A 19,246-nucleotide genomic window follows, 5' to 3' on the forward strand; every position below is an offset into this window, starting at 1 on the left:
ACCGCGCGGACGTCGGCCTGCGGGCTGAATCCGTAGGTGATGATGCGCCGGTCGGTGACCCGCGAGATCAGGGCCTGCACCTCCGGATGGTCGATGCAGAGGACGGCGAAGCCGTAGAACGGCGTGTTGGTGACGAACTGCTCGAACGCCGCCTTCACCGAGTCGAAATCGCCGTAGAAGTCGAGATGCTCGGGGTCGATGTTGGTGACCACGACGATGGTCGCCGGCAGCCGGGTGAAGGTGCCGTCGCTCTCGTCGGCCTCGACCACCATCCAGTCGCCCTGGCCCAGCCGGGCATTGGTGCCGTAGGCGTTGATGATGCCGCCATTGATGATGGTCGGGTCCATGCCGGCGCCGTCGATCATCGCTGCCACCAGGCTGGTGGTGGTGGTCTTGCCGTGGGTGCCGCCGATCGCGATCGACCACTTCAGCCGCATCAGCTCGGCCAGCATCTCGGCCCGGCGCACCACCGGGATCAGGGCAGCACGGGCGGCCTTGACCTCCGGGTTGTCGGCCTTGACCGCCGAGGAGATGACGACCACCGCGGCGTCGCCCAGATGGGCGGCGGCATGGCCGATCTTGATGTCGATGCCGGCCTTGCGCAGGCGCAGGACGTTGGCGCTCTCGGCCACGTCGGTGCCTTGAACCGAATAGCCGAGATTGTGCAGGATCTCGGCGATCCCGCTCATGCCGATGCCGCCGATCCCCACGAAGTGGATCATCCCAATGTCGAGCGGCATCTGCCTCATCGGCGGTACTCCTTCAGTTACGCTCCCGTTGCGGCCAACGCGTGAAGACCCGCCCCATGCCCGGCGAGGGCGAGGACAAGGTCAGCGAGTCGGTCGGCGGCATCCGGATGGGCTGCGGCGCGCGCGGCGCCGGCGGCCTCCACCAGAATGGAGGGGCGGGTGTACAGGTGTTCGAGACGCGATGCCAGCACTTCCGGAGTAAGATCCGACTGCGGCATCAGCCACCCCCCGCCGGAGGCCGCGATGGCCCTGGCATTGGCGGTCTGGTGATCGTCCATGGCGAAGGGATAGGGCACCAGGATGGCGGGGCGGCCGATGGTCGCAAGCTCCGCCGCCGTCGACGCGCCGGACCGGCAGATCACCAGCTGGGCCGCGGCCAGCCGCTCCGGAACGTCGTCGAAGAAGGTCGATAAAGTGGCGTCGGCGCCGATCGCGGCGTAGCGGCCGCGGCAGGCCTCGATGTCCTCGGGCCGGCACTGCTGGACGATCGACAGGCGGGACCGCAGCGCCGCCGGCAGCAGCGCCACCGCGGCCGGGATCAGCTCGCTGAACACCCGCGCGCCCTGGCTGCCGCCGAGCACCAGCAGGGTCAGGCGGCCATCCCCCGTCGGGGCCGGATACGGCGCATCGGCCTTGGCGGCGATCGCCGGTCGGACCGGGTTCCCGGTGACCTCGACTCGCCGGCCGGCCTGGGCCGGAGCCGCCTGCAGCGGGAAGCCGGTGGCGATGGCGGCGGCGCGGCCGGCCAGCCACCGGTTGACCCGGCCCAGCAGGGCGTTCTGCTCATGCAGCAGCACCGGAATGCCGGCGCGCGACGCGGCCAGCACTGTCGGGGCCGAGGGGTAGCCGCCGAAGCCGACCACGGCGGCCGGCCGGTGCCGGCGCAGCACGCCGCGGGCGTCGAGATAGCCGAGGCCGAGCAGCGTCGCGGTCTTGAGCTTGCCCATCAGCCCCGGCGCGACAGTGGCGGAGCGGACGGCATCGACCGGCACCTCGGGCAGCCGGTCGCCGAAGGCGCGGCCGCGCGGGTCGGTCGCCAGGCGCACGGCATGGCCGCGGGCAATCAGCGTCCGCGCCAGCGCCTCCGCGGGAAACACATGGCCGCCGGTGCCGCCGGCGGCCAGGAGGATGGGGCGCAGGTCATTCACCGTAGCCCCCCTCCCCCGGCATGCCTGCGGGTCAGGGCTAGCACCATGCCCATGCCGTAGCCGAGCGCGATCAGGGAGGAGCCGCCATAGCTGACGAAGGGCAGCGTCATGCCCTTGGTCGGGATCAGGTGCAGGGTCGAGGCCATGTTGATCGCGGCCTGCAGCCCAAACTGGGTGACCAGCCCGACCACCGCCAGCATGATGAACAGGTTGGTCTCGTTCGCCACCCGTGACAGGCCGCGGATGACGATGAAGGCGAACAGCGCCACCAGCAGCAGGCAGAAGAACAAGCCGAACTCCTCGCCGCCGACGGCGAAGATGAAGTCGGCATGGGCGTCCGGCAGGTACAGCTTGACCGTGCCTTCGCCCGGGCCGGTGCCGAACAGCCCGCCATTGGTGAAGGCCTCGAGCGCGCGGTCGACCTGGTAGTTGTCGCCGGTCGAGGGGTCGAGGAAGCGGTCGATGCGGCTGCGGACGTGGTCGAACAGGAAGTAGGAGCCGACCAGGCCGCCGGCGCCCATGCCGATGAGGCCGATGACCAGGAACATCGGCAGGCCGGCGATAAAGAACTGGATGAACCAGACCGCGGTGACCACCACGGTCATGCCGAGATCCGGCTGCGACAGCAGCAGGAACACGATCATGGCGTAGAGCACGGTCGAGGCAATGTAGCCGGGGAAGCCCGGCCGCATCTTCTGCTGCGCGAACAGCCAGGCGGCGGCCACGGCGAAGGCCGGCTTGACGAATTCCGAAGGCTGCAGCGACAGGCCGGGCAGCTGGATCCAGCGCGTGGCGCCCTTGATCTCGACTCCGACGAACAGGGTGGCGAAGACGCCGAGCATCGACAGGATCAGCACGATCGCCGAGACGCGGCGGATCGCCCCGGGGCTCATCAACGAGACCATGAAGGTCAGCACGATGGCCGGCAGCAGCATCATCAGATGCCGCTCGATGAAGTAGAACTCGCCGAGATTGATGCGCTGGGCCACGGCCGGGCTGGCGGCCAGGATCAGGATCGAGCCGATGCCCATGATGATGCCGAGCAGCAGCAGCATCCAGCGGTCGACCGTCCACCACCAGCGGCCGATGACCGAGCTGTCGGCGCGATCCAGGGTCACCATCTAGAGCTCCCCCCTCTCCACCCGGACCTGCAGGCCCTTGACCGAGGCGGCGAAGGCCTCGCCTCGCGCCTCGAAATTGGCGAACTGGTCGAAGGAGGCGCAGGCCGGCGACAGCAGCACCACGGCATCGGCGGCGCCATCGGCCTTCGCGGCGCGATAGGCGGCCTCGATCGCGGCATCGAGGTCGGTCGAGCGCTGATACGGCACCCGGCCCTCGAGATGTGCGGCGAATTTCGGCGTGCCCTCGCCGATCAGGAAGGCCTGGCGCACCCGCGGCAGATAGGGGTCGACCGCCTCCAGCCCGCCCTCCTTCGGCCGGCCGCCGGCGATCCAGTAGATGGTGTCGTAGGAGCCGAGCGCCTTGGCCGCCGCGTCCGGGTTGGTGCCCTTGCTGTCGTTGACGAAGCGGATGCCGGCGATGGTGCCGACCAGCTGCTGGCGATGGGCCAGGCCCGGGAAGGTGCGGATCGCCGCGGCCAGGATCTCTTCCGACACGCCGGCGGCGCGCGCAGCGGCCCAGACGCAGGCGGCGTTCTGGCCGTTATGGGCGCCCGGCAGGGCCGGCGCCTGGCGCAGGTCGAGCACCGGGCGGGGCACGCCATCGGTCGCGTCGTGCAGCACGAAGTCGCGGACGAAGACGCCGCCCTCGACCGCCCGCTCGGCCGAGACCGGGATCGCCCGGATCTCCGGCCGCGCCTTCGTCTTCTCGAACACCGTGCGGGAATAGTCGTCATCGACCCCGATCACCGCCGTGCCGCCGGGGCGGATGCCGTCCAGCAGCCGGGTCTTGGCGGCGACGTAGCCGGCCATGTCCGGATAGCGGTCGAGATGGTCGGGGGTGATGTTGATGAAGACGCCGATCGACCACGGCACCTCGGTGATGGTCTCGAGCTGGTAGGACGAGACCTCAAGCACGTACCAGCCGCCCGGGCCGACCGGGCGCAGGCCCAGCGCGGCGGGGCCGAGATTGCCGCCGGCCTCGGAATCCAGGCCGGCGGCCTGGAACACATGCTGCAGCAGCGCCGTGGTGGTCGACTTGCCGTTGGTGCCGGTGACGCCGAGGAAGCCGGCGTCGGGCAGCGCCTCGGCCAGCAGGTCGATGTCGCCGACCAGCCGGCTGCCGGCCTCCAGCGCCCGGGCCACGGCCGGGTGCGGCTGCGGATGGGTGCGCGGGATGCCGGGGCTGAGCATCACCAGGTCGATTCCCGCCATGCCCTCGGCCGCGAAGTCGCGCACCGGCACGCCCTCGCGCTCGGCGAAGGAGCGGCCGGCGACCTTGTCGTCCCAGGCCACGACCTCGGCGCCCGCAGCCTTGAGCGCGCGGATCGCGGCGGTGCCGGACTTGCCGAGGCCGAGGACGGCGACGCTGCGACCCTTGAGGTGCGAGAGGTCGATCATCCGATCACCTCAGCTTCAGGCTGGACAGGCCGATCAGGGCCAGGATCACGGCGATGATCCAGAACCGGATCACGATGGTCGGCTCGGCCCAGCCCTTCTTCTCGTAGTGGTGGTGCAGCGGCGCCATGCGGAACACCCGCTTGCCGGTCATCTTGAAGCTGGCGACCTGGACCATCACCGACACCGCCTCGAGCACGAACAGGCCGCCGATGATCGCCAGCACGATCTCGTGCTTGGTGATCATGGCGATGGCGCCGAGCGCGCCACCCATCGACAGCGACCCGGTGTCGCCCATGAACACCATGGCGGGGGGCGCGTTGAACCACAGGAAGCCCAGCGCGCCGCCGATCAGCGCGCCGCAGAACACCGCCAGCTCGCCGGCGCCCGGGGCGTGGTGGATCTGCAGGTATCCGGCGAACACCGCATTGCCGGCGAGATAGGCGATCAGGCCGAAGCAGGTGGCGGCGATGATCACCGGCATGGTGGCGAGACCGTCGAGGCCGTCGGTCAGGTTGACCGCGTTCGAGGCGCCGACCATGACCAGCATGGCGAAGGGGAAGAACAGGATGCCGAGCTCGACCATCACGTCCTTGAGGAACGGGATGGCGACCGCGGTCTCCCGCACCTCCGGCGTCACCTGCAGGTACCAGAACACGGCGACCAGGGCGATCACCCCCTGCACCACCAGCTTCAGCTTGCCGGACAGGCCCTTGGGGTTGCGCTTGGTCAGCTTGAGGTAGTCGTCACCGAACCCGACCAGGCCGAAGCCGACTGTGACCAGCAGGGTGATCCAGACAAAGGCGTTGCGCAGATCGGCCCAGAGCAGGGTCGAGACCACGATCGCGATCAGGATCATCAGCCCGCCCATGGTCGGCGTGCCGCGCTTCTTGAAATGGCCCTCGGGCCCGTCCTCGCGGATCGGCTGCCCCGCCCCCTGCCGCGACTTCAACCACCGGATCATCGACGGGCCGATGACGAAGGCGATGACAAGCGCCGTCATCACCGCGGCCCCGGTCCGGAACGTCAGGTACCGGAACAGGTTGAAGATCAGCGCCTGATCGGCGAGCGGGGCGAAGAGGGCCGGAAGCACCGGGACCGTTCCTTTTTCAGAGGCCGTTGGCGACGCGCTTGGGCGAGGCCTGGGGGGCCCGGTTCTCGCGCGCCACGTGCAGATTTTCCAGCGCCTCGACGATCACGGCCATGCGGCTGCCGAGCGAGCCCTTGACCATGACGCAGTCGCCCGGCCGCACCGCCTCGGCCAGGATCGGCGCCAGGGCGGCGCTGTCGGCCGCATAGGCGCCGCGCCGGCCTTCCGGCAGCGCGTCGTAGAGCTGCTTCATGTCCGGGCCGCAGGCGAAGACCAGGTCGATGTCGTTGGCCAGCACATGCTGCTTCAGCCCGGCATGCAGGGCCGGCGAATCGGGGCCGAGCTCCAGCATGTCGCCGAGCACGGCGATGCGGCGCCCGTCCGGCCCGCTGTCGACCCCGCCCAGCACCTCGAGGCTGGCGGCGACCGAGACCGGGCTGGCGTTGTAGCTCTCGTCGATCAGCAGCAGCTTGCCGGCCTGGCCGCCGCGCTGCAGCTCGATGGTGATGCGGGCGCCGCGGCCGCGCAGCGGCGTGATCCGGCCCATCGCCCGGGCCGCACCGGCGATGTTGGCGCCCATCGCCTTGGCCGCCAGCAGCACCGACAGGCTGTTCAGCACCCAGTGCCGGCCCGGGGCCGACAGGGTGTAGCGCAGCGGCTCGCCCAGGATCACGGCGTTGACCGCGCTGGCCGCGGTGTGCAGCGAGCAGTCGATCAGCCGGGCATCGGCCTCGGCATGCTCGCCGAAGCTCCAGATCCGGCCGACGCCCTGGGTGCGGGCATGGGCGACGAGGCGCGGGAAGAACGGGTTGTCGCGGTTCAGGATCGCCGTGCTCTCCGGCCCCATGCCGCGGAAGATCTCGGCCTTGGCGTCGGCGATGCCCTCGACCGAGTGGAAATGAGCGGCGTGCACCGCCTCGACATTGGTGATGATGGCGACGTCGGGCTCGACCAGGCGGGACAGCGGCGCGATCTCGCCGGCATGGTTCATGCCCAGCTCGAACACGCCGTAGGTCACCTGCTCCGGCATCCGCGACAGGCTGAGCGGCGCGCCCCACTGGTTGTTCAGGTTGCCCTGCGAGGCATAGGCCGGCGCGGTGGCGGACAGGGCCAGCTTCAGCGCCTCCTTGGTGCTGGTCTTGCCGACCGACCCGGTGACGCCGACGACCCGCGCCTCGCTGCGCATGCGGGCGAAGCGCGCCAGGTCGGTCAGCCCGTCCATGGTGTCCTCGACCACCAGCAGCGGCGCGTCGTGCGGCACGCCCTGCGGCACCCGGTCGACCATCACCGCCGCGGCGCCCTTGGCCAGGGCGTCCTTGACGTAGTCGTGGCCGTCGAAGTTCGGGCCGCGCAGCGCCACGAACAGGTCGCCCGGCACGACCGACCGGCTGTCGATCGAGACGCCGGTCGCCGACCATTCGCCGACCTGCATCCCGTTGGTAGCGGCAGCCGCCTCCGCGGCCGGCCAGAGCGCAGGGGTGGTCATGGCGTTCGTCTCCATCGCGGGTCGCTCTTCAGTTCGGTCACGGCTGCACGCGCCTGCTCCGCATCATCGAAGGGGCGTACGTCATCGCCGATAATCTGGCCGGTCTCATGGCCCTTTCCGGCCACGACCAGGACATCGCCGGGGCCCAGCCCCTGCACCGCGGCGCGAATGGCCTCGGCCCGATCGCCGATCTCGGCGGCGCCTGGGCAGCCGGCCAGCACCTGGCGGCGGATCTCGGCCGGGTCCTCGCTGCGCGGGTTGTCGTCGGTCACGATCACCCGGTCGGCCAGGCGCGCCGCGATCTCGCCCATCAGCGGGCGCTTGGCGCGGTCGCGGTCGCCGCCGCAGCCGAACACTACGACCAGGCTGCCCGGGGTATGGGCCCGCAGCGCGGTCAGCACAGTCTCCAGCGCCCCCGGCTTGTGCGAGTAGTCGACATAGACCGGCGCGCCGTTCGGGTGGCTGGCCACCAGTTCGACCCGGCCCGGAATGCCCTTCAGCTGCTCCAGCAGCCCGGCGGCAGTGTCCAGGTCGGCGCCGTCGGCCACCACCAGCGCCAGCGCGGTCAGCACGTTGTAGGCCTGGAAGCCGCCGACCAGCGGCAGCTCCGCCCGGTACGCCCTGCCGCCGGCGGTGAAGCGCAGGTCGATGCCGTGCGGCAGCGGCTCGGCCAGGTCCAGCCGCACATCCTGGCCGGCGCGGCCGAGGGTGAGGACCTTGCGGACGGCGGCGCGGGTGCGTGCGACCAGCCCCGCCGCCTCCGGCACGTCGGCATTGATCACCGCGGTGCCGCCGGGCTGCAGCACCTCGTCGAACAGCCGCGCCTTGGCGGCCAGATAGGCCGCCATCGTGGCATGGTAGTCGAGATGGTCCTGGGTGAAGTTGGTGAAGGCCGCCAGCGTCACCCGCACCCCGTCCAGCCGGAACTGATCGAGGCCGTGCGACGACGCCTCCATCGCCAGCTTGGTCACCCCGGCCGCGGCGAGGTCGGCCAGCTCCGCCTGCAGCGCCACCGGGTCCGGCGTGGTCAGCGAGCCGTAGCGCTCGCGCCCCGGCGCCATCACCCCGAGCGTGCCGAGGCTGGCGGCCTGGTGGCCCAGCAGGGTCCAGAGCTGGCGGGCGAAGTTGACGGTCGAGGTCTTGCCGCTGGTGCCGGTGACCGCGGCGATGGTGGCCGGCTGCCGGCCGTAGAACTCCGCCGCCATCAGCGCCAGGCGGCGGCGCGGATTGGCGTCGGTGATCAGCGCGGCGGTGGCGCCCGGCGGCAGCACCGTGCCTTCCGGCGCCAGGATCGCGGCGGCCCCGGCGATCAGCGCATCGGCGATGAAGGCGCGGCCGTCCACCCGCGCGCCCGGCAAGGCGGCGAACAGGAAGCCGGGCCGGACCGCGCGGGAATCGGCCGTCAGCCCCTTCAGCCCGGCAGGCAGTGTCGTCACGCCGCCGCTCATCCCTCTTCCTCCTCCGGCGCGGCCGCGACCTGCGGAGCGCCCCGGCCGCCCGGTGCCACCGCGAGCGCTTCCAGGATCGCCGGGTCGTTTGGATCCTTCGGCTCGACCCCCATCATCGGCCCCATGCGGGCGATGATGCGGCCGCCGAGCGGCGCCGCGTTCCAGCCGGCGGTGTTATAGCCGTAGGTGCCTTCGACCGCCTGGGCATCCTCCAGCATGGTCATGACGATGTATTTCGGATCATAGGCCGGGAAGATGCCGACGAAATCGGTGACCCCGGCCTTGCGGTTGTAGCCGCCGCGCACCGCCTTGTTGGCCGAGCCGGTCTTGGCGCCGACGAAGTAGCCGGGCACATCCGCCTTGGTGGCGGTGCCGCTGACCACCACGACGCGCATCAATGCCCGCATGACCCGCGACAGCTCAGCCGACATCACCCGGGTTTCCGGCACCGGCCGGGACGGGTCGTGCTTGATCAGCGTCGGCGGGTGGAGGGTGCCGCCATTGACCACGGCGGCGACGGCGCTGACCAGCTGGATCGGGGTGACCGCCATGCCGTGGCCATAGGCGATGGTCATGCCGCTGACCTGGGTCCAGGGCTGCGGCACCATCGGCGATCCGACCTCCGGCAGCTCGAGCGGCGAGGGCCTGGTCAGGCCGAGCCGGGCCAGGAACTCCTTCTGCCGCTGCAGCCCCGCCGCCTCGAACATGTGCACCGAGCCGGTGTTCATCGACTGGCGGAAGATCTCGTAGACGCTCCATCGCCCGGATTGCGGCTCGGCCCGGAAATTGCGGATGGTGAAACGGCCGACCCGGATCGGGCTCTGCTCGTAGGTGGTCTCCAGGGTCGAGGTGCCGCTTTCCAGCGCCAGCGCGGTGTTAAAGATCTTGAAGGTGGAGCCCATCTCGTACACGCCGAGCGTGTTCCGGTTGAACAGGGCATCCTCCGACGCAGCGGTCGGCTCATAGGGGTTGAAATCCGGCAGCGAGATCATCGACAGGATCTCGCCGGTCTTGACGTCCATGATGATGACGTTGCCGGCGGTCGCCTTGAACTTGGTGATCGCGGCCTGCAGCTCGTTCCGCACCATCTCCTGCAGCCGCAGGTCGATCGACAGCGCCACCGACTCTCCGGCCCGCAGCCGGCTGTCGAGGCTCTTCTCCAGCCCGGCGATGCCCTGGGCGTCGATGTTGGTGAAGCCGACCACGTGCGAGGTCAGGGCTCCGGCCGGGTAGTAGCGCCGCTCCTCGCTCTGGAACGCCAGGCCGGGGATGCCGAGGCGGTTGATCTCGTATTGCTGCGCCGGGGTCAGGCCGCGCTTCAGCCAGACGAAGCGCCGCTCCGACGACAGGTCGGCCAGCAGCTTCTCGGCATTCAGCTCCGGCAGAAGCTTGCTGAGCTTCAGCGAGGCCTCGATCGGGTCGATCACCAGCTTCGGGTCGGCGTAGAGCGACATCGACGGCAGCGTGGTGGCCAGGATCAGCCCGTTGCGGTCGCGCAGATCGGCCCGGTCGGTTGTCGTCTCGCCGGCCATGGCGACCGCCGCGCCCTCGCCGGTGTCGCCGAACGCCATCATCCGGACCAGCCCGGTGCCGATGCCGACGAAGGCCAGGCCGAAGACCAGCGCGGTGACGACGACGCGCTGCCGGCCGGTCTCGATCGCCGCGGCCAGGGTGCGGCCGGGACGCGCGACATCGGCCTGGACGGACCGGGGGCCGGGCTGGATGGGGGTATGGTCGGAGAGGACGGCCATCGCTCAGTCCTCGTTGCCGCCGGAGACGTTCGCGACCACCGCATTCGCCGGCGGCGACAGCATCTGCAGGATCGCGGGATCCTTCGGGTCGGCCGGCTTGACCCCGAGCATCGGGCCCATCCGGGCGATGATCCGCCCGCCCAGCGGCGCCGAGTTCCAGCCGGCGCTGGCGAAGCCGTAGGTGCCCTTGATCGGCTGCGGGTCGTCCAGCATCGTCATGACGATGTATTTCGGATCGTAGATCGGGAACACGCCGACGAAGTCGGTCACCCGGGCCCGGCGGTTGTAGCCGCCGCGCGCGGCCTTGTCGGCCGTGCCGGTCTTGCCGCCGACGAAATAGCCCGGCACCTCGGCCTTGGTGGCCGTGCCGCCGGTGACCACGGCGCGCATCAGCATCCGCATCGTCCGCGACAGCTCGGGCGAGATCACCCGCTTGCCGGGCACCGGCTGCGACGGGTCGCGCTTGAACAGGGTCGGCGGATGCAGGATGCCGCCATTGACGATGGCGCTGACCGCGGTGACCAGCGACAGCGGCGACACCGCCATGCCGTGGCCATAGGCGATGGTCATGCCGCTGATCTTGCTCCAGGGATGCGGAACCATCGGCGCGCCGACCTCGGGCAGGTCGATCGGCGCCGGCTTGGTCAGGCCGAACCGGGTCAGGAACTCCTTCTGCCGGTCGACGCCCGCCGCCTCCTCCATATGGACGGAGCCGGTGTTGAGCGACAGGCGGAAGATCTCGTAGACACTGAGCATCCCCGACTGGGGATCGCCGCGGAAATTGTGGATGGTGAAGCGCCCGACATGGATCGGGCTTTCATCGTAGAGGCTGGTCAGCGTCGAGGTGCCGCTCTCCAGCGCCATGGCCGTGTTGAAGATCTTGAACGTCGACCCGGGCTCATACACGCCGAGCGTGTTCCGGTTGAACATCGACTCCTCGGACGGGCCGCCCGGCTCGTACGGGTTGAAGTCCGGCAGCGAGACCATCGCCAGGACCTCGCCGGTGTTGACGTCCATGATCAGGGCGTTGCCGCCCTGGGCGTGGAACGTCTCGATCGTGGCCTTCAGCTCGTCGCGCACCATCTCCTGCAGCCGCAGGTCGATCGACAGCGCCACCGACTCGCCGTCCTGCAGCCTGTCGTCCAGGCTCTTCTCCAGCCCGGCGATGCCCTGGGCATCGATGTTGGTGAAGCCGATGACATGCGAGGTCAGGTTGCCGGCCGGGTAGTAGCGGCGTTCCTCATTCTGGAAGGCCAGGCCGGGGATGCCGAGGCGGTTGACCTCATATTGCTGGGTCGGGGTCAGGCCGCGCTTCAGCCAGACGAAGCGGCGGTCGGACGACAGGTCGGCCAGCACCTTGGCCTGGTCGATGTCGGGCAGCACCTTGGCCAGGCGCAGCGAGGCCTCGATCGGGTCCAGCACCATCTTCGGGTCGGCGTAGAGCGACACCGAGGGCAGCGTGGTCGCGACGATCAGCCCGTTGCGGTCGCGCAGGTCGGCCCGGTCGGCAGTCGGCGCGGCGGCGGGCAGGGCATGGGTGGCGAGGGCGCTGTCGGCATCGCTGCCGAACGCCATCAGGTCGACAAGCTTGAGGCCGATGGCGCCGAAGGTGAGGCTGAACACCAGGGCGCTGATGACGATGCGCTGCCGGCCCGTCTCGATGGCCGCGGAAAGCCGTTGAGCCGGCCGAGAGGCCGGCTCCGTCTGCCGCGGTGCATTCTTCGGGAGGCCGTCCAGCGCGTCAGCCGTCATCGAATTCCCCGAGGCCCCTCGAGGCCGGAGAGGAGCGCGCCGATCGGATCGTCCGAGGCAGCGGCCCGGGTCGGGGTCAGCGCCTGGGCCACGGCCTCCAGCGGCGCGGGCGCCGCGGGCCGGCGCGGCGCCACCACCGGCCGGATGGGAACGTCGGCCGCGGCGCCGCGGGGGACGGGCGGGGCCGCCGGAGCCTGGACCGCCGCCGGCGTGGCGGCCGGTGCCACCACCGGCGCCGGCTTCACCTCGACCGCCGCCATCTGGACCGGCGCGGCGGCGGGCGCCGCCGGCCGGGCCGTGGTGACGGGCGCGGCCTGGGCGACCGCCGGCTGGGTCGGAGCGGATTGGATCTGGACGGGCATCGACGCGGCCGCAAGAAGGACACCACCCTCGCCGGGCCGGTGGCCGGGCAGGGGCACGGGCCCGAAGCTGGGCAGCGCATCGACCTGGGCGACCAGCGACGCCGTCGGCGCCATCGGTTCGCCGTCGAGCGACGGCTGCGGCATCGGGAGGTCCGCCGCGCTGGCGATCATCTGCGTCGGCGCGATCGGGCGCAGCTTCGTAAACTGGTCCGTTAGCGCCTGCAAGCGCGACGGCTGGTTCAGGAACGCCCATTCGGCATGCATCACCCGGATCGAATCCTGCTCCCGCAGGATCGAGCGGTTGACGCCGCGCAGCTCGCTTTCCAGCGCCTGCACCTCGTAGCTGGTCTTGAACAGGAACGCGCTCGACGCCCCGATGAGGCCGAGCCAGATCATCGTGCCGACGCGGATCATGCTGCCACCCTCCCCCTCTCTCCGCCCCGATCGCCGACCGGCGGCCAGGCCGGAGCATCGCTCCGGATCGCCGCCCGCAGCCGCGCCGACCGGGCGCGCGGATTGCTGCGGGTCTCCCCCTCGCCCGGCGTGACCGACCGCTTGGCCGCCAGGCGGAAGCTCGGCGCCCGGGTCTCGCCGCCGGGCGCCGCGACATGCCGGGACACCCCGCCGCCGGCGCCGCTGCGCTCCGCCAGGAAGCGCTTGACGCGGCGGTCCTCCAGGCTGTGGAAAGTGACCACGGCGAGCCGTCCCCCGGGCCGAAGCAGGCGTTCGGCCCCGCTCAAGCCGTGGTCGAGTTCCGTCAGTTCCTCATTCACCCACAGGCGCAGCGCCTGGAAGGTGCGCGTCGCCGGATCGATGCCGTCCTTCGACCGCGGCACCACCCGGCGCACGATCTCGGCCAGCTGCAGCGTGCGCTCGATCCGCGCCTCCTTGCGGGCGGCGACGATGGCGCGGGCGACGCGGCGCGACAGCCGCTCCTCGCCGAAATCGTAGATCACATTGGCCAGGTCATCCTCGGCCATGGCGTTGACCACGTCCGCGGCGGTCTGCCCGTCCCGTCCCATGCGCATGTCGAGCGGGCCGTCGGCGCGGAAGGAGAAGCCGCGCGCCGGGTCATCGAGCTGCGGCGAGGACACGCCGAGATCCAGCACCACCCCGTCCGCCTGTTCGCCGACCAGCGAGTCCATCGCGCCGAAGCGGCCCTCGATGATGCGGAACCGGCCGGGCTGCTCGGCCTCCAGCCGTCGCCCCTCGGCCACCGCCTCGGGGTCGCGGTCGATGCCGACCACCCGGCAGTCGGCCGCCGCCAGCAGACCGCGGGTGTAGCCACCACGGCCGAAGGTGCCGTCGACGATCAGGTCGCCGTCGCGCGGCGCCACCGCCGCCACGATCTCGTTCAGCAGGACCGGGATGTGGGCGCCGCTCATGCCGCCCCTCCATTGGCGCCGGCCCCGTTCCCGCCGGCGCGGGCCAGGGTCAGCTCGCGCGACGCGGCCAAGCGGGCCTGCTGATGCGCCTTCAGCGCCTCCGGCTCCCAGATCTGGAAGCGGCTGCCCATGCCCATGAAGGCGACGCTGTCGGTGATGCCGGCCAGATCCAGCATGTGCCGCGGCAGGATGATCCGCCCCTCCGGATCCATCTGCAGCTGCTGCGTTTCGGAGAATTCGCGGATTTCCAGGGCCTCGCGCTCCGGCGAGTACAGGTCCATCGCGTCGAGCCGGCGCTGCACCTCGTCCATGTAGGCTTCGGTGACCCCGTCCAGCGCCTGGCGGTCGGGGGAGGGCTTCAGGTTCACCACCGGAGCGCCCAGCGCCTCCAAGGTCGCGCGGAAGGGAGCGGGCACGCTGACCCGCCCCTTCTTGTCGACCTTGTTGACGTAGGTGCCCGTGAACCGAGCCATCCATCCCCCCAGCGGCGCGTCCGCCGCCTGCAACACCCCCGTCGTCCACACCCCGGAAGTGGACGATCGATCCCATCCGATGGGAGATCATGGGATATCATGGGTAAGGGTGGAACGCAATGGGACGGACCGGTCAAATCATGGGAAATCAATGGATTCTCTTCGATCCGTGGTTTTTTTGCCGCTTTGCGGGGAGTCTTCGACTGACTCCGGAACAAATCGAAAGTTGGCGCGCTTGTTTCGACTCCGATTACGGGTCTGTTTTTCTTTTGTTCTCCTTCTCAGGCAAGCAAAACGGCCCGGATCCGCTCGGCGGCCGGGACACGGGATGCCCTGGGACGGGATGGGAAAAGGCGGCAGATGGCCTGTAAGCCGGGTTCTGTCCCCGGCCCCGTATCCTTGCGGACGGCGGGTCGGGGGATGGCCATTCCTCTGGGACGACGGTCGCCCGTCGCCTCGCGCGACCAACCCGGGCGGCAGGCGGAAACGCCTGTCGGCCCATGGTTTCCCATGAACCGCCCCGCCCCTATTCGGTCTTGCTCCCGGTGGGGTTTACCGTGCCGCGACCGTTGCCGGCCGCGCGGTGCGCTCTTACCGCACCCTTTCACCCTTACCCGGCCGGAGCCGGGCGGTTTGCTTTCTGTGGCACTGTCCCTGGGGTCGCCCCCGCCGGGCGTTACCCGGCACCGTGTTTCCGTGGAGCCCGGACTTTCCTCCCCGCCGGGCCGAAGCCCGGCAGAGCGGCCATCCGGCCATCTGCTGCTGCGCAGTGTATAGGAACAGGACGGCCGGACCGCAAGGCGGCCCATGCCATCCCATGACAGATTGGTGACGGGAGGATCGGTGAGGGGATTGGTGCCGTGGCGCGTCAGTCGTCCGCCAGTTGCTTCTCGAGCTCGGCGATCAGCGTCCGGTTGACGAAGTCCGGGTTCTCGAGGCCCGAGACGTGGCCGGCATCGGGCACCGCGACGAAGCGGCAGCCGATGATGCCGGCCATCTCCTCGGTCTCGGCCGGCGGGCGCGGCTGGTCCTGCGCGCCGCAGACCAGCAGGGTGCGCTCGGGATCCAGCCCGCGCAGGCGCTCGCGCCCGTCGGGGCGGTCGAAGATGATGCGGCCGAGCGGGATCACACTCTCGCGCAGCCGCTCCGCCGGCACGGCGGCCAGGGATTGGCGCAGCCCCGCCGGCAGTGGCGACGCTGGGTCGAGGCCGGCCCGGAAATAGAGCGGGACGATGATGTCGAGCATCGGGGCCGGCAACGCCCCGATCGCCTCGATCTGGTTCATCAGGGCGGCGTACTGCGCCCGGGACGCCGCCGGCTCGGGCAGGAGGGAGGTGTTCATCAGGACCAGGCTGGCGACACGGTCCGGGGCCAGCAGCGCCAGCTCGGCGCCCCACATGCCGCCGACCGAATGCCCGATCACCGCGAAACGCTCGATGCCGAGCGTGTCGAGCAGCGCCAGGGCCTGCCGCGCCAGGCCGGGCAGGCCGTCGGTCCCCGCCGGCAGCCGGCCCGACCGGCCATGGCCCCACAGATCGGGCGCGATCACCCGGTAGCGCTGCGACAGCGCCTCGATCTGCGGCGCCCAGATGCCGGAGTCCCAGAGATAGCTGTGCCCCAGCAGCACCGGGAAGCCGCTGCCCCGGTCGATGTAATGCAGGCTCTGCTGATCGATCTCGGCAAACGGCATCGGTTATCCTGTCGGTCTGTTGCGGACGGAATCCGTCCAAGATTCGTCGATCAGGATTGCGCGATCGTTTCGGCCTCCCGGCAGCCGCGTTTCATCCGTAACCGAGGCCGCGTCAGCCCGGGGCGCGGGTCAGGTCCGACAGCTTCTCCTTCTGCCGGCCCTCGGCGTCGAAATTCGCCGGGTCGAGCCAGCGTTCGAAGGCGGCGCGCAGCCGCGGCCATTCACCGTCGATGATCGAGAACCAGGCGGTGTCGCGGTTGCGGCCCTTATAGACCAGGGCCTGACGGAACAGCCCCTCATACTGGAAGCCGAGGCGGGCGGCCGCGGCGCGCGACGGCGCGTTCCGGCTGTCGCATTTCCACTCGTAGCGGCGGTAGCCCAGCTCGTCGAACACCCGCCGCATCATCAGGAACATCGCCTCGGTCGCCATCGGCGTGCGCTGCAGCAGCGGCGAAAAATGGATGTGCCCGACCTCGATCACCCCGTTCGCCGGGTCGATGCGGAGATAGGAGGCGACGCCGACCGCCCGGCCGGTGGCGCGGTCGATCACGGTGTGGAACTGCGGGTCGCTGCCGGCCGCCATCTTCTCCAGCCAGGCGCGGAAGCTGTCGAACTCGGCGAAGGGGCCGATGGCGAGATAGGTCCAGTTCCGGCCCTCCGCGTCCCGGCCCATCGCCTCATAGAGATCCTCGGCATGGCGGGCGGGGTCGAGCGGCTCGAGCCGGCAGGTGCGGCCCTCCATCGGCGTGCGCGGCGGCGCCGGCCGCTTCTCCCAGCCGGGAACGGGCGCGCCGATCGGCTGGCCCAGGGAATTGGTCAGTTCGGTCGTCATGTCGTCCCTATCCTACTCGCCGGCTTCGATGGGGGCGAGGCCGCCCCCGACATTGGCCCGCAGGATCTCGTCGAAGCGAGCATCCCTGGCATAAGGTTCGGTGCCGGCGCCGGGGGCGATGCCGGCCGGCAGCAGCGGGCAGGGCTGCAGCGCGCCGATGGTCTCGGCAATCGGGATCACCCCGGCCCAGATGCCGGCAGCCAGGTCCTCCTCGTCGTCATGCGGCGGGCCGGTGCGGATCTTCACGCTGGCCTCCTCGATCTCCATCGAGATCAGCGCCGTCGCCCGCACCTCCTTGTCGGTCGGGCGCCGCATCTCCGCCACCCGGCCGGGGAACAGCCGCTCGACATAGGCGTCGAGCGCCTCGCGCTTATGCGCCTCGTCCTCCACCTTCGACGCGGTGCCGAACACCATCACCGCGCGGTAGTTCATCGAGCAGTTGAAGCCGGAGCGGGCGAGGACCAGCCCGTCGATATGGGTCGCGGTCAGGCACACCGGCAGGCCCGCCCCCTGCCCCTGCAGCATCCGGCTGACCGAGGAGCCGTGCCAGTACAGCCGGTCGCCCTCGCGCCAATAGGCGGTGGGCGTGCAATAGGGCTGGCCGTCGAGGACATAGGCGATATGGCAGACCACGCTGGCATCGAGCACGGCATGGACGGTGGCACGGTCATAGGCGCCGCGCTTGGCCAGGCGCTTCAGCCTGGCGCGGGCGGAGGGGACGATCTGGTTCATGGCGGTCCTCGGAACGGTATTGGCCTTTCCGATGCCGCGCTTCGCAGCGTCTGGAAAGGTCCAATTCCGAGAGGCCGGCCCGACCAATGCGGATGAAACCGGCCGCTTCTCCGGCCTGTTGCCTGAGCGAGGCACGAAGAAGGTCCGGACATGCTGGTCAATTCTCCGCTCTCCGAGGAGACCAATCGCGAGGTCCGCACCCGCAGCGAGGCGGTCGACGACGCGGTGATGCGCGACGTGCTCAAGGCCGTCGCCGCGAGGGTCAAGCGGGTGGACCGCGACCACGACATTCCCTACACGGCGGGCTACAGCCAGAACGGCGAGACGATCTATATCGACCGCCACATGCCGCGCTCGCACGCATTCGGCGGCCGCCGGGTCGAGACCGATGCCTTCCTGGTGCTGCACGAGGCGATCGAGAAGGCCCTGCTGGACGAGCTCGGCCTCAACTACATCCATGCCCATCAGATCGCGCTGCGCAGCGAGCGTGCCGCGGTGGAGGCGCACGGCATCGCCTGGCGCGACTACGACCGCTTCACCCAGCAGAATGTGAAGAGCATTGCCGATGAGAGGCTGACCAAGGTGCCGAACGACCTGGACCTGACGCCCTATCGCGAGGAGCAGGATTTCGCCCGGCTGCAGCAGCTGATCGCCGCCATCCGCGTCGACGAGGGGTAGCGGTCAGCGGAACCCGCGCAGCACCGTCCCGAGCGTCCGCGCGGCGACGTCGAGGGCCTGGGGCGGATAGCCGGTGAAGCCGAGGATCAATGCCCGGCGCGGCGGCGCCGCGATGTGCATCGGCGACAGGGGCCGCACCACGATGCCGCGCCGGCGTGCTGCCTCCGCCACCGCGACATCGTCCAGCCCCGGCCGCAGGTCGGCGACGAGATACATGCCACGGTCGACCGGGACGACGGTCAGGTCGTCGCCCGCCTCCGCCGCCAGCGCCGCGGTCAGCCGCTCGCGCCGCTCGGCGTATTCCTGGCGCATGCGGCGGATGTGCCGGGTGAAATGGCCCTCATTGATGAAGTCGACCAGCACGTCGTCGAGGATGGTCGACGGGAAGCGGTCGGCGGCGTTGCGGATCACGGCGAAGCGGTCGACCAGCTCCGGCGGCAGCACCACGTAGCCGACGCGCAGCCCCGGGAACAGGACCTTGCTGAGCGTACCGATATAGATCACGCGGCCATGCCGGTCCAAGCCCTGCAGCGCCGAGAGCGGCCGGCCGGAGAAGCGGAACTCGCTGTCGTAGTCGTCCTCGATCACCCAGCGCCCGTCGCGCGCCCAATCGAGCAGCGCCAGCCGCCGCGGCAGGCTCATCGCCACGCCCAACGGGTAGTGATGGGTCGGGGTGCAGTAGAGCAGCCGCGCCTCCGGCTCCAGCGCCAGCCCGGCGGCGACGTCCAGCCCCTGCCCGTCGACCGGCACCGGGGCGATCCGCAGTTGATGCTGCCGCAGGCAGGCCAGCGCCGCCGGGTAGCACGGATCCTCGATCCAGGCCGGGTCGCCGGCCTGGACGATGCAGCGCAGCACCAGGTCCAGCCCCTGCTGGCTGCCGGAGACGATGGCGATGCGGTCGGCGTCGCAGGCGACAGAGCGGGAGACGCGGAGATATTCGGCCAGCGCCTCGCGCAGCGGCCGGTGGCCCATCGGGTCGCCATAGCCGCGCTGGCGCACGCCGATGCCGCGCAGATGGCGCTGCACCAGCCGGCCCCAGGCGCGCTCGGTGGCCGGATGCATGCCGCAGAAGCCGGCGGCGAAGGGCACTGTCTCACCGCGCCAGGCCGGGGCAGCGGCGGCCCGGCCGGGACTCTCGGCCGGCTCGGCCGGCT

17 protein-coding genes and 1 other RNA gene are annotated in these 19,246 nt (G+C 70.5%); 1 reads left to right on the forward strand and 17 read right to left on the reverse strand.

Translation table 11 applies throughout. The annotated features are described in order from the left end of the window. The 16 genes from ABDW35_RS12375 to ABDW35_RS12450 all read right to left on the reverse strand — a co-directional run. On the reverse strand, window positions 1-749 hold a 749-nt coding region (locus ABDW35_RS12375; protein WP_343714174.1), incomplete at its 3' end, for a Mur ligase domain-containing protein. A 17-nt stretch (window positions 750-766) separates the two neighbouring features. Then, window positions 767-1,897 (reverse strand): undecaprenyldiphospho-muramoylpentapeptide beta-N-acetylglucosaminyltransferase, encoded by a 1,131-nt coding sequence (gene murG, locus ABDW35_RS12380; RefSeq protein WP_343714175.1) that lies wholly within the window; start codon window positions 1,895-1,897, stop codon window positions 767-769. Continuing rightward, window positions 1,894-3,018, reverse strand: a complete 1,125-nt coding sequence (locus ABDW35_RS12385; protein ID WP_343714176.1) for a putative peptidoglycan glycosyltransferase FtsW — start codon at window positions 3,016-3,018, stop codon at window positions 1,894-1,896. Before ABDW35_RS12385 ends, murG begins: the two co-directional genes overlap by 4 nt. Continuing rightward, window positions 3,019-4,416: a UDP-N-acetylmuramoyl-L-alanine--D-glutamate ligase gene (gene murD / locus ABDW35_RS12390; protein ID WP_343714177.1), complete on the reverse strand. Its 1,398-nt coding sequence runs from the start codon at window positions 4,414-4,416 to the stop codon at window positions 3,019-3,021. 4 nt (window positions 4,417-4,420) lie between these two features. After that, window positions 4,421-5,506 (reverse strand): phospho-N-acetylmuramoyl-pentapeptide-transferase, encoded by a 1,086-nt coding sequence (gene mraY, locus ABDW35_RS12395; RefSeq protein ID WP_343714178.1) that lies wholly within the window; start codon window positions 5,504-5,506, stop codon window positions 4,421-4,423. A gap of 16 nt (window positions 5,507-5,522) precedes the next feature. Next, a complete protein-coding gene (locus tag ABDW35_RS12400) occupies window positions 5,523-6,989 on the reverse strand; it encodes a UDP-N-acetylmuramoylalanyl-D-glutamyl-2,6-diaminopimelate--D-alanyl-D-alanine ligase (protein WP_343714179.1) in 1,467 nt (488 codons plus the stop codon). Further along, window positions 6,986-8,437 (reverse strand): UDP-N-acetylmuramoyl-L-alanyl-D-glutamate--2,6-diaminopimelate ligase, encoded by a 1,452-nt coding sequence (locus ABDW35_RS12405; RefSeq protein WP_343714180.1) that lies wholly within the window; start codon window positions 8,435-8,437, stop codon window positions 6,986-6,988. The genes ABDW35_RS12400 and ABDW35_RS12405 overlap by 4 nt, the downstream gene beginning before the upstream one ends. After that, the gene (locus ABDW35_RS12410; protein ID WP_343714181.1) at window positions 8,434-10,188 is read right to left on the reverse strand and encodes a penicillin-binding protein 2; all 1,755 of its coding nucleotides are present in this window, start codon (window positions 10,186-10,188) and stop codon (window positions 8,434-8,436) included. Before ABDW35_RS12410 ends, ABDW35_RS12405 begins: the two co-directional genes overlap by 4 nt. Window positions 10,189-10,191: 3 nt before the next feature. After that, a complete protein-coding gene (locus ABDW35_RS12415) occupies window positions 10,192-11,940 on the reverse strand; it encodes a penicillin-binding protein 2 (protein ID WP_343714182.1) in 1,749 nt (582 codons plus the stop codon). Then, entirely contained in the window at window positions 11,937-12,716 is a 780-nt protein-coding gene (locus ABDW35_RS12420) for a hypothetical protein (protein WP_343714183.1), read from the reverse strand. The genes ABDW35_RS12415 and ABDW35_RS12420 overlap by 4 nt, the downstream gene beginning before the upstream one ends. Further along, complete coding sequence (gene rsmH / locus ABDW35_RS12425) at window positions 12,713-13,687, reverse strand: 16S rRNA (cytosine(1402)-N(4))-methyltransferase RsmH (RefSeq protein ID WP_343714184.1); 975 nt, start codon at window positions 13,685-13,687, stop codon at window positions 12,713-12,715. Before rsmH ends, ABDW35_RS12420 begins: the two co-directional genes overlap by 4 nt. Continuing rightward, the gene (locus tag ABDW35_RS12430; protein ID WP_034844507.1) at window positions 13,684-14,160 is read right to left on the reverse strand and encodes a division/cell wall cluster transcriptional repressor MraZ; all 477 of its coding nucleotides are present in this window, start codon (window positions 14,158-14,160) and stop codon (window positions 13,684-13,686) included. Before ABDW35_RS12430 ends, rsmH begins: the two co-directional genes overlap by 4 nt. A 352-nt stretch (window positions 14,161-14,512) precedes the next feature. Next, window positions 14,513-14,920: RNase P RNA component class A (gene rnpB, locus ABDW35_RS12435), an RNA gene on the reverse strand. A 108-nt stretch (window positions 14,921-15,028) separates the two neighbouring features. Next, window positions 15,029-15,850, reverse strand: coding sequence for an alpha/beta fold hydrolase (locus ABDW35_RS12440; protein ID WP_343714185.1), 822 nt, complete (start codon window positions 15,848-15,850; stop codon window positions 15,029-15,031). Window positions 15,851-15,962: 112 nt separating this feature from the next. Beyond that, window positions 15,963-16,682 carry a GNAT family protein gene (locus ABDW35_RS12445; RefSeq protein ID WP_343714186.1) on the reverse strand — a complete coding sequence of 240 codons (720 nt, stop codon included), beginning with the start codon at window positions 16,680-16,682 and terminating at the stop codon, window positions 15,963-15,965. 12 nt (window positions 16,683-16,694) lie between these two features. Next, window positions 16,695-17,414, reverse strand: a complete 720-nt coding sequence (locus tag ABDW35_RS12450) for a pyridoxamine 5'-phosphate oxidase family protein (protein WP_343714187.1) — start codon at window positions 17,412-17,414, stop codon at window positions 16,695-16,697. Window positions 17,415-17,564: 150 nt separating this feature from the next. Here ABDW35_RS12450 and ABDW35_RS12455 point away from each other — a divergent pair, with 150 nt between their 5' ends. Further along, a complete protein-coding gene (locus tag ABDW35_RS12455; RefSeq protein ID WP_343714188.1) occupies window positions 17,565-18,092 on the forward strand; it encodes a hypothetical protein in 528 nt (175 codons plus the stop codon). Window positions 18,093-18,095: 3 nt separating this feature from the next. Here ABDW35_RS12455 and ABDW35_RS12460 read toward each other — a convergent pair. Beyond that, window positions 18,096-19,246, reverse strand: a 1,151-nt coding sequence (locus tag ABDW35_RS12460; protein ID WP_343714189.1) for a PLP-dependent aminotransferase family protein, incomplete at its 5' end; no start/stop codon positions are given.

The sequence above is a fragment of the Inquilinus sp. genome (genome assembly GCF_039594555.1).
Classification (GTDB): Bacteria; Pseudomonadota; Alphaproteobacteria; order DSM-16000; family Inquilinaceae; genus Inquilinus.

Excerpts from the sequence above, each read along its gene's own strand:
- murD (WP_343714177.1), bottom strand. The coding sequence starts at position 4,416 with ATGATCGACCTCTCGCACCTCAAGGGTCGCAGCGTCGCCGTCCTCGGC.
- ABDW35_RS12440 (WP_343714185.1), bottom strand. The coding sequence starts at position 15,850 with ATGCCGTTTGCCGAGATCGATCAGCAGAGCCTGCATTACATCGACCGG.
- ABDW35_RS12385 (WP_343714176.1), bottom strand. The coding sequence starts at position 3,018 with ATGGTGACCCTGGATCGCGCCGACAGCTCGGTCATCGGCCGCTGGTGG.
- ABDW35_RS12400 (WP_343714179.1), bottom strand. The coding sequence starts at position 6,989 with ATGACCACCCCTGCGCTCTGGCCGGCCGCGGAGGCGGCTGCCGCTACC.
- ABDW35_RS12450 (WP_343714187.1), bottom strand. The coding sequence starts at position 17,414 with ATGAACCAGATCGTCCCCTCCGCCCGCGCCAGGCTGAAGCGCCTGGCC.
- ABDW35_RS12430 (WP_034844507.1), bottom strand. The coding sequence starts at position 14,160 with ATGGCTCGGTTCACGGGCACCTACGTCAACAAGGTCGACAAGAAGGGG.
- ABDW35_RS12455 (WP_343714188.1), top strand. The coding sequence starts at position 17,565 with ATGCTGGTCAATTCTCCGCTCTCCGAGGAGACCAATCGCGAGGTCCGC.
- rsmH (WP_343714184.1), bottom strand. The coding sequence starts at position 13,687 with ATGAGCGGCGCCCACATCCCGGTCCTGCTGAACGAGATCGTGGCGGCG.
- ABDW35_RS12445 (WP_343714186.1), bottom strand. The coding sequence starts at position 16,682 with ATGACGACCGAACTGACCAATTCCCTGGGCCAGCCGATCGGCGCGCCC.
- ABDW35_RS12420 (WP_343714183.1), bottom strand. The coding sequence starts at position 12,716 with ATGATCCGCGTCGGCACGATGATCTGGCTCGGCCTCATCGGGGCGTCG.
- ABDW35_RS12415 (WP_343714182.1), bottom strand. The coding sequence starts at position 11,940 with ATGACGGCTGACGCGCTGGACGGCCTCCCGAAGAATGCACCGCGGCAG.
- ABDW35_RS12410 (WP_343714181.1), bottom strand. The coding sequence starts at position 10,188 with ATGGCCGTCCTCTCCGACCATACCCCCATCCAGCCCGGCCCCCGGTCC.
- ABDW35_RS12405 (WP_343714180.1), bottom strand. The coding sequence starts at position 8,437 with ATGAGCGGCGGCGTGACGACACTGCCTGCCGGGCTGAAGGGGCTGACG.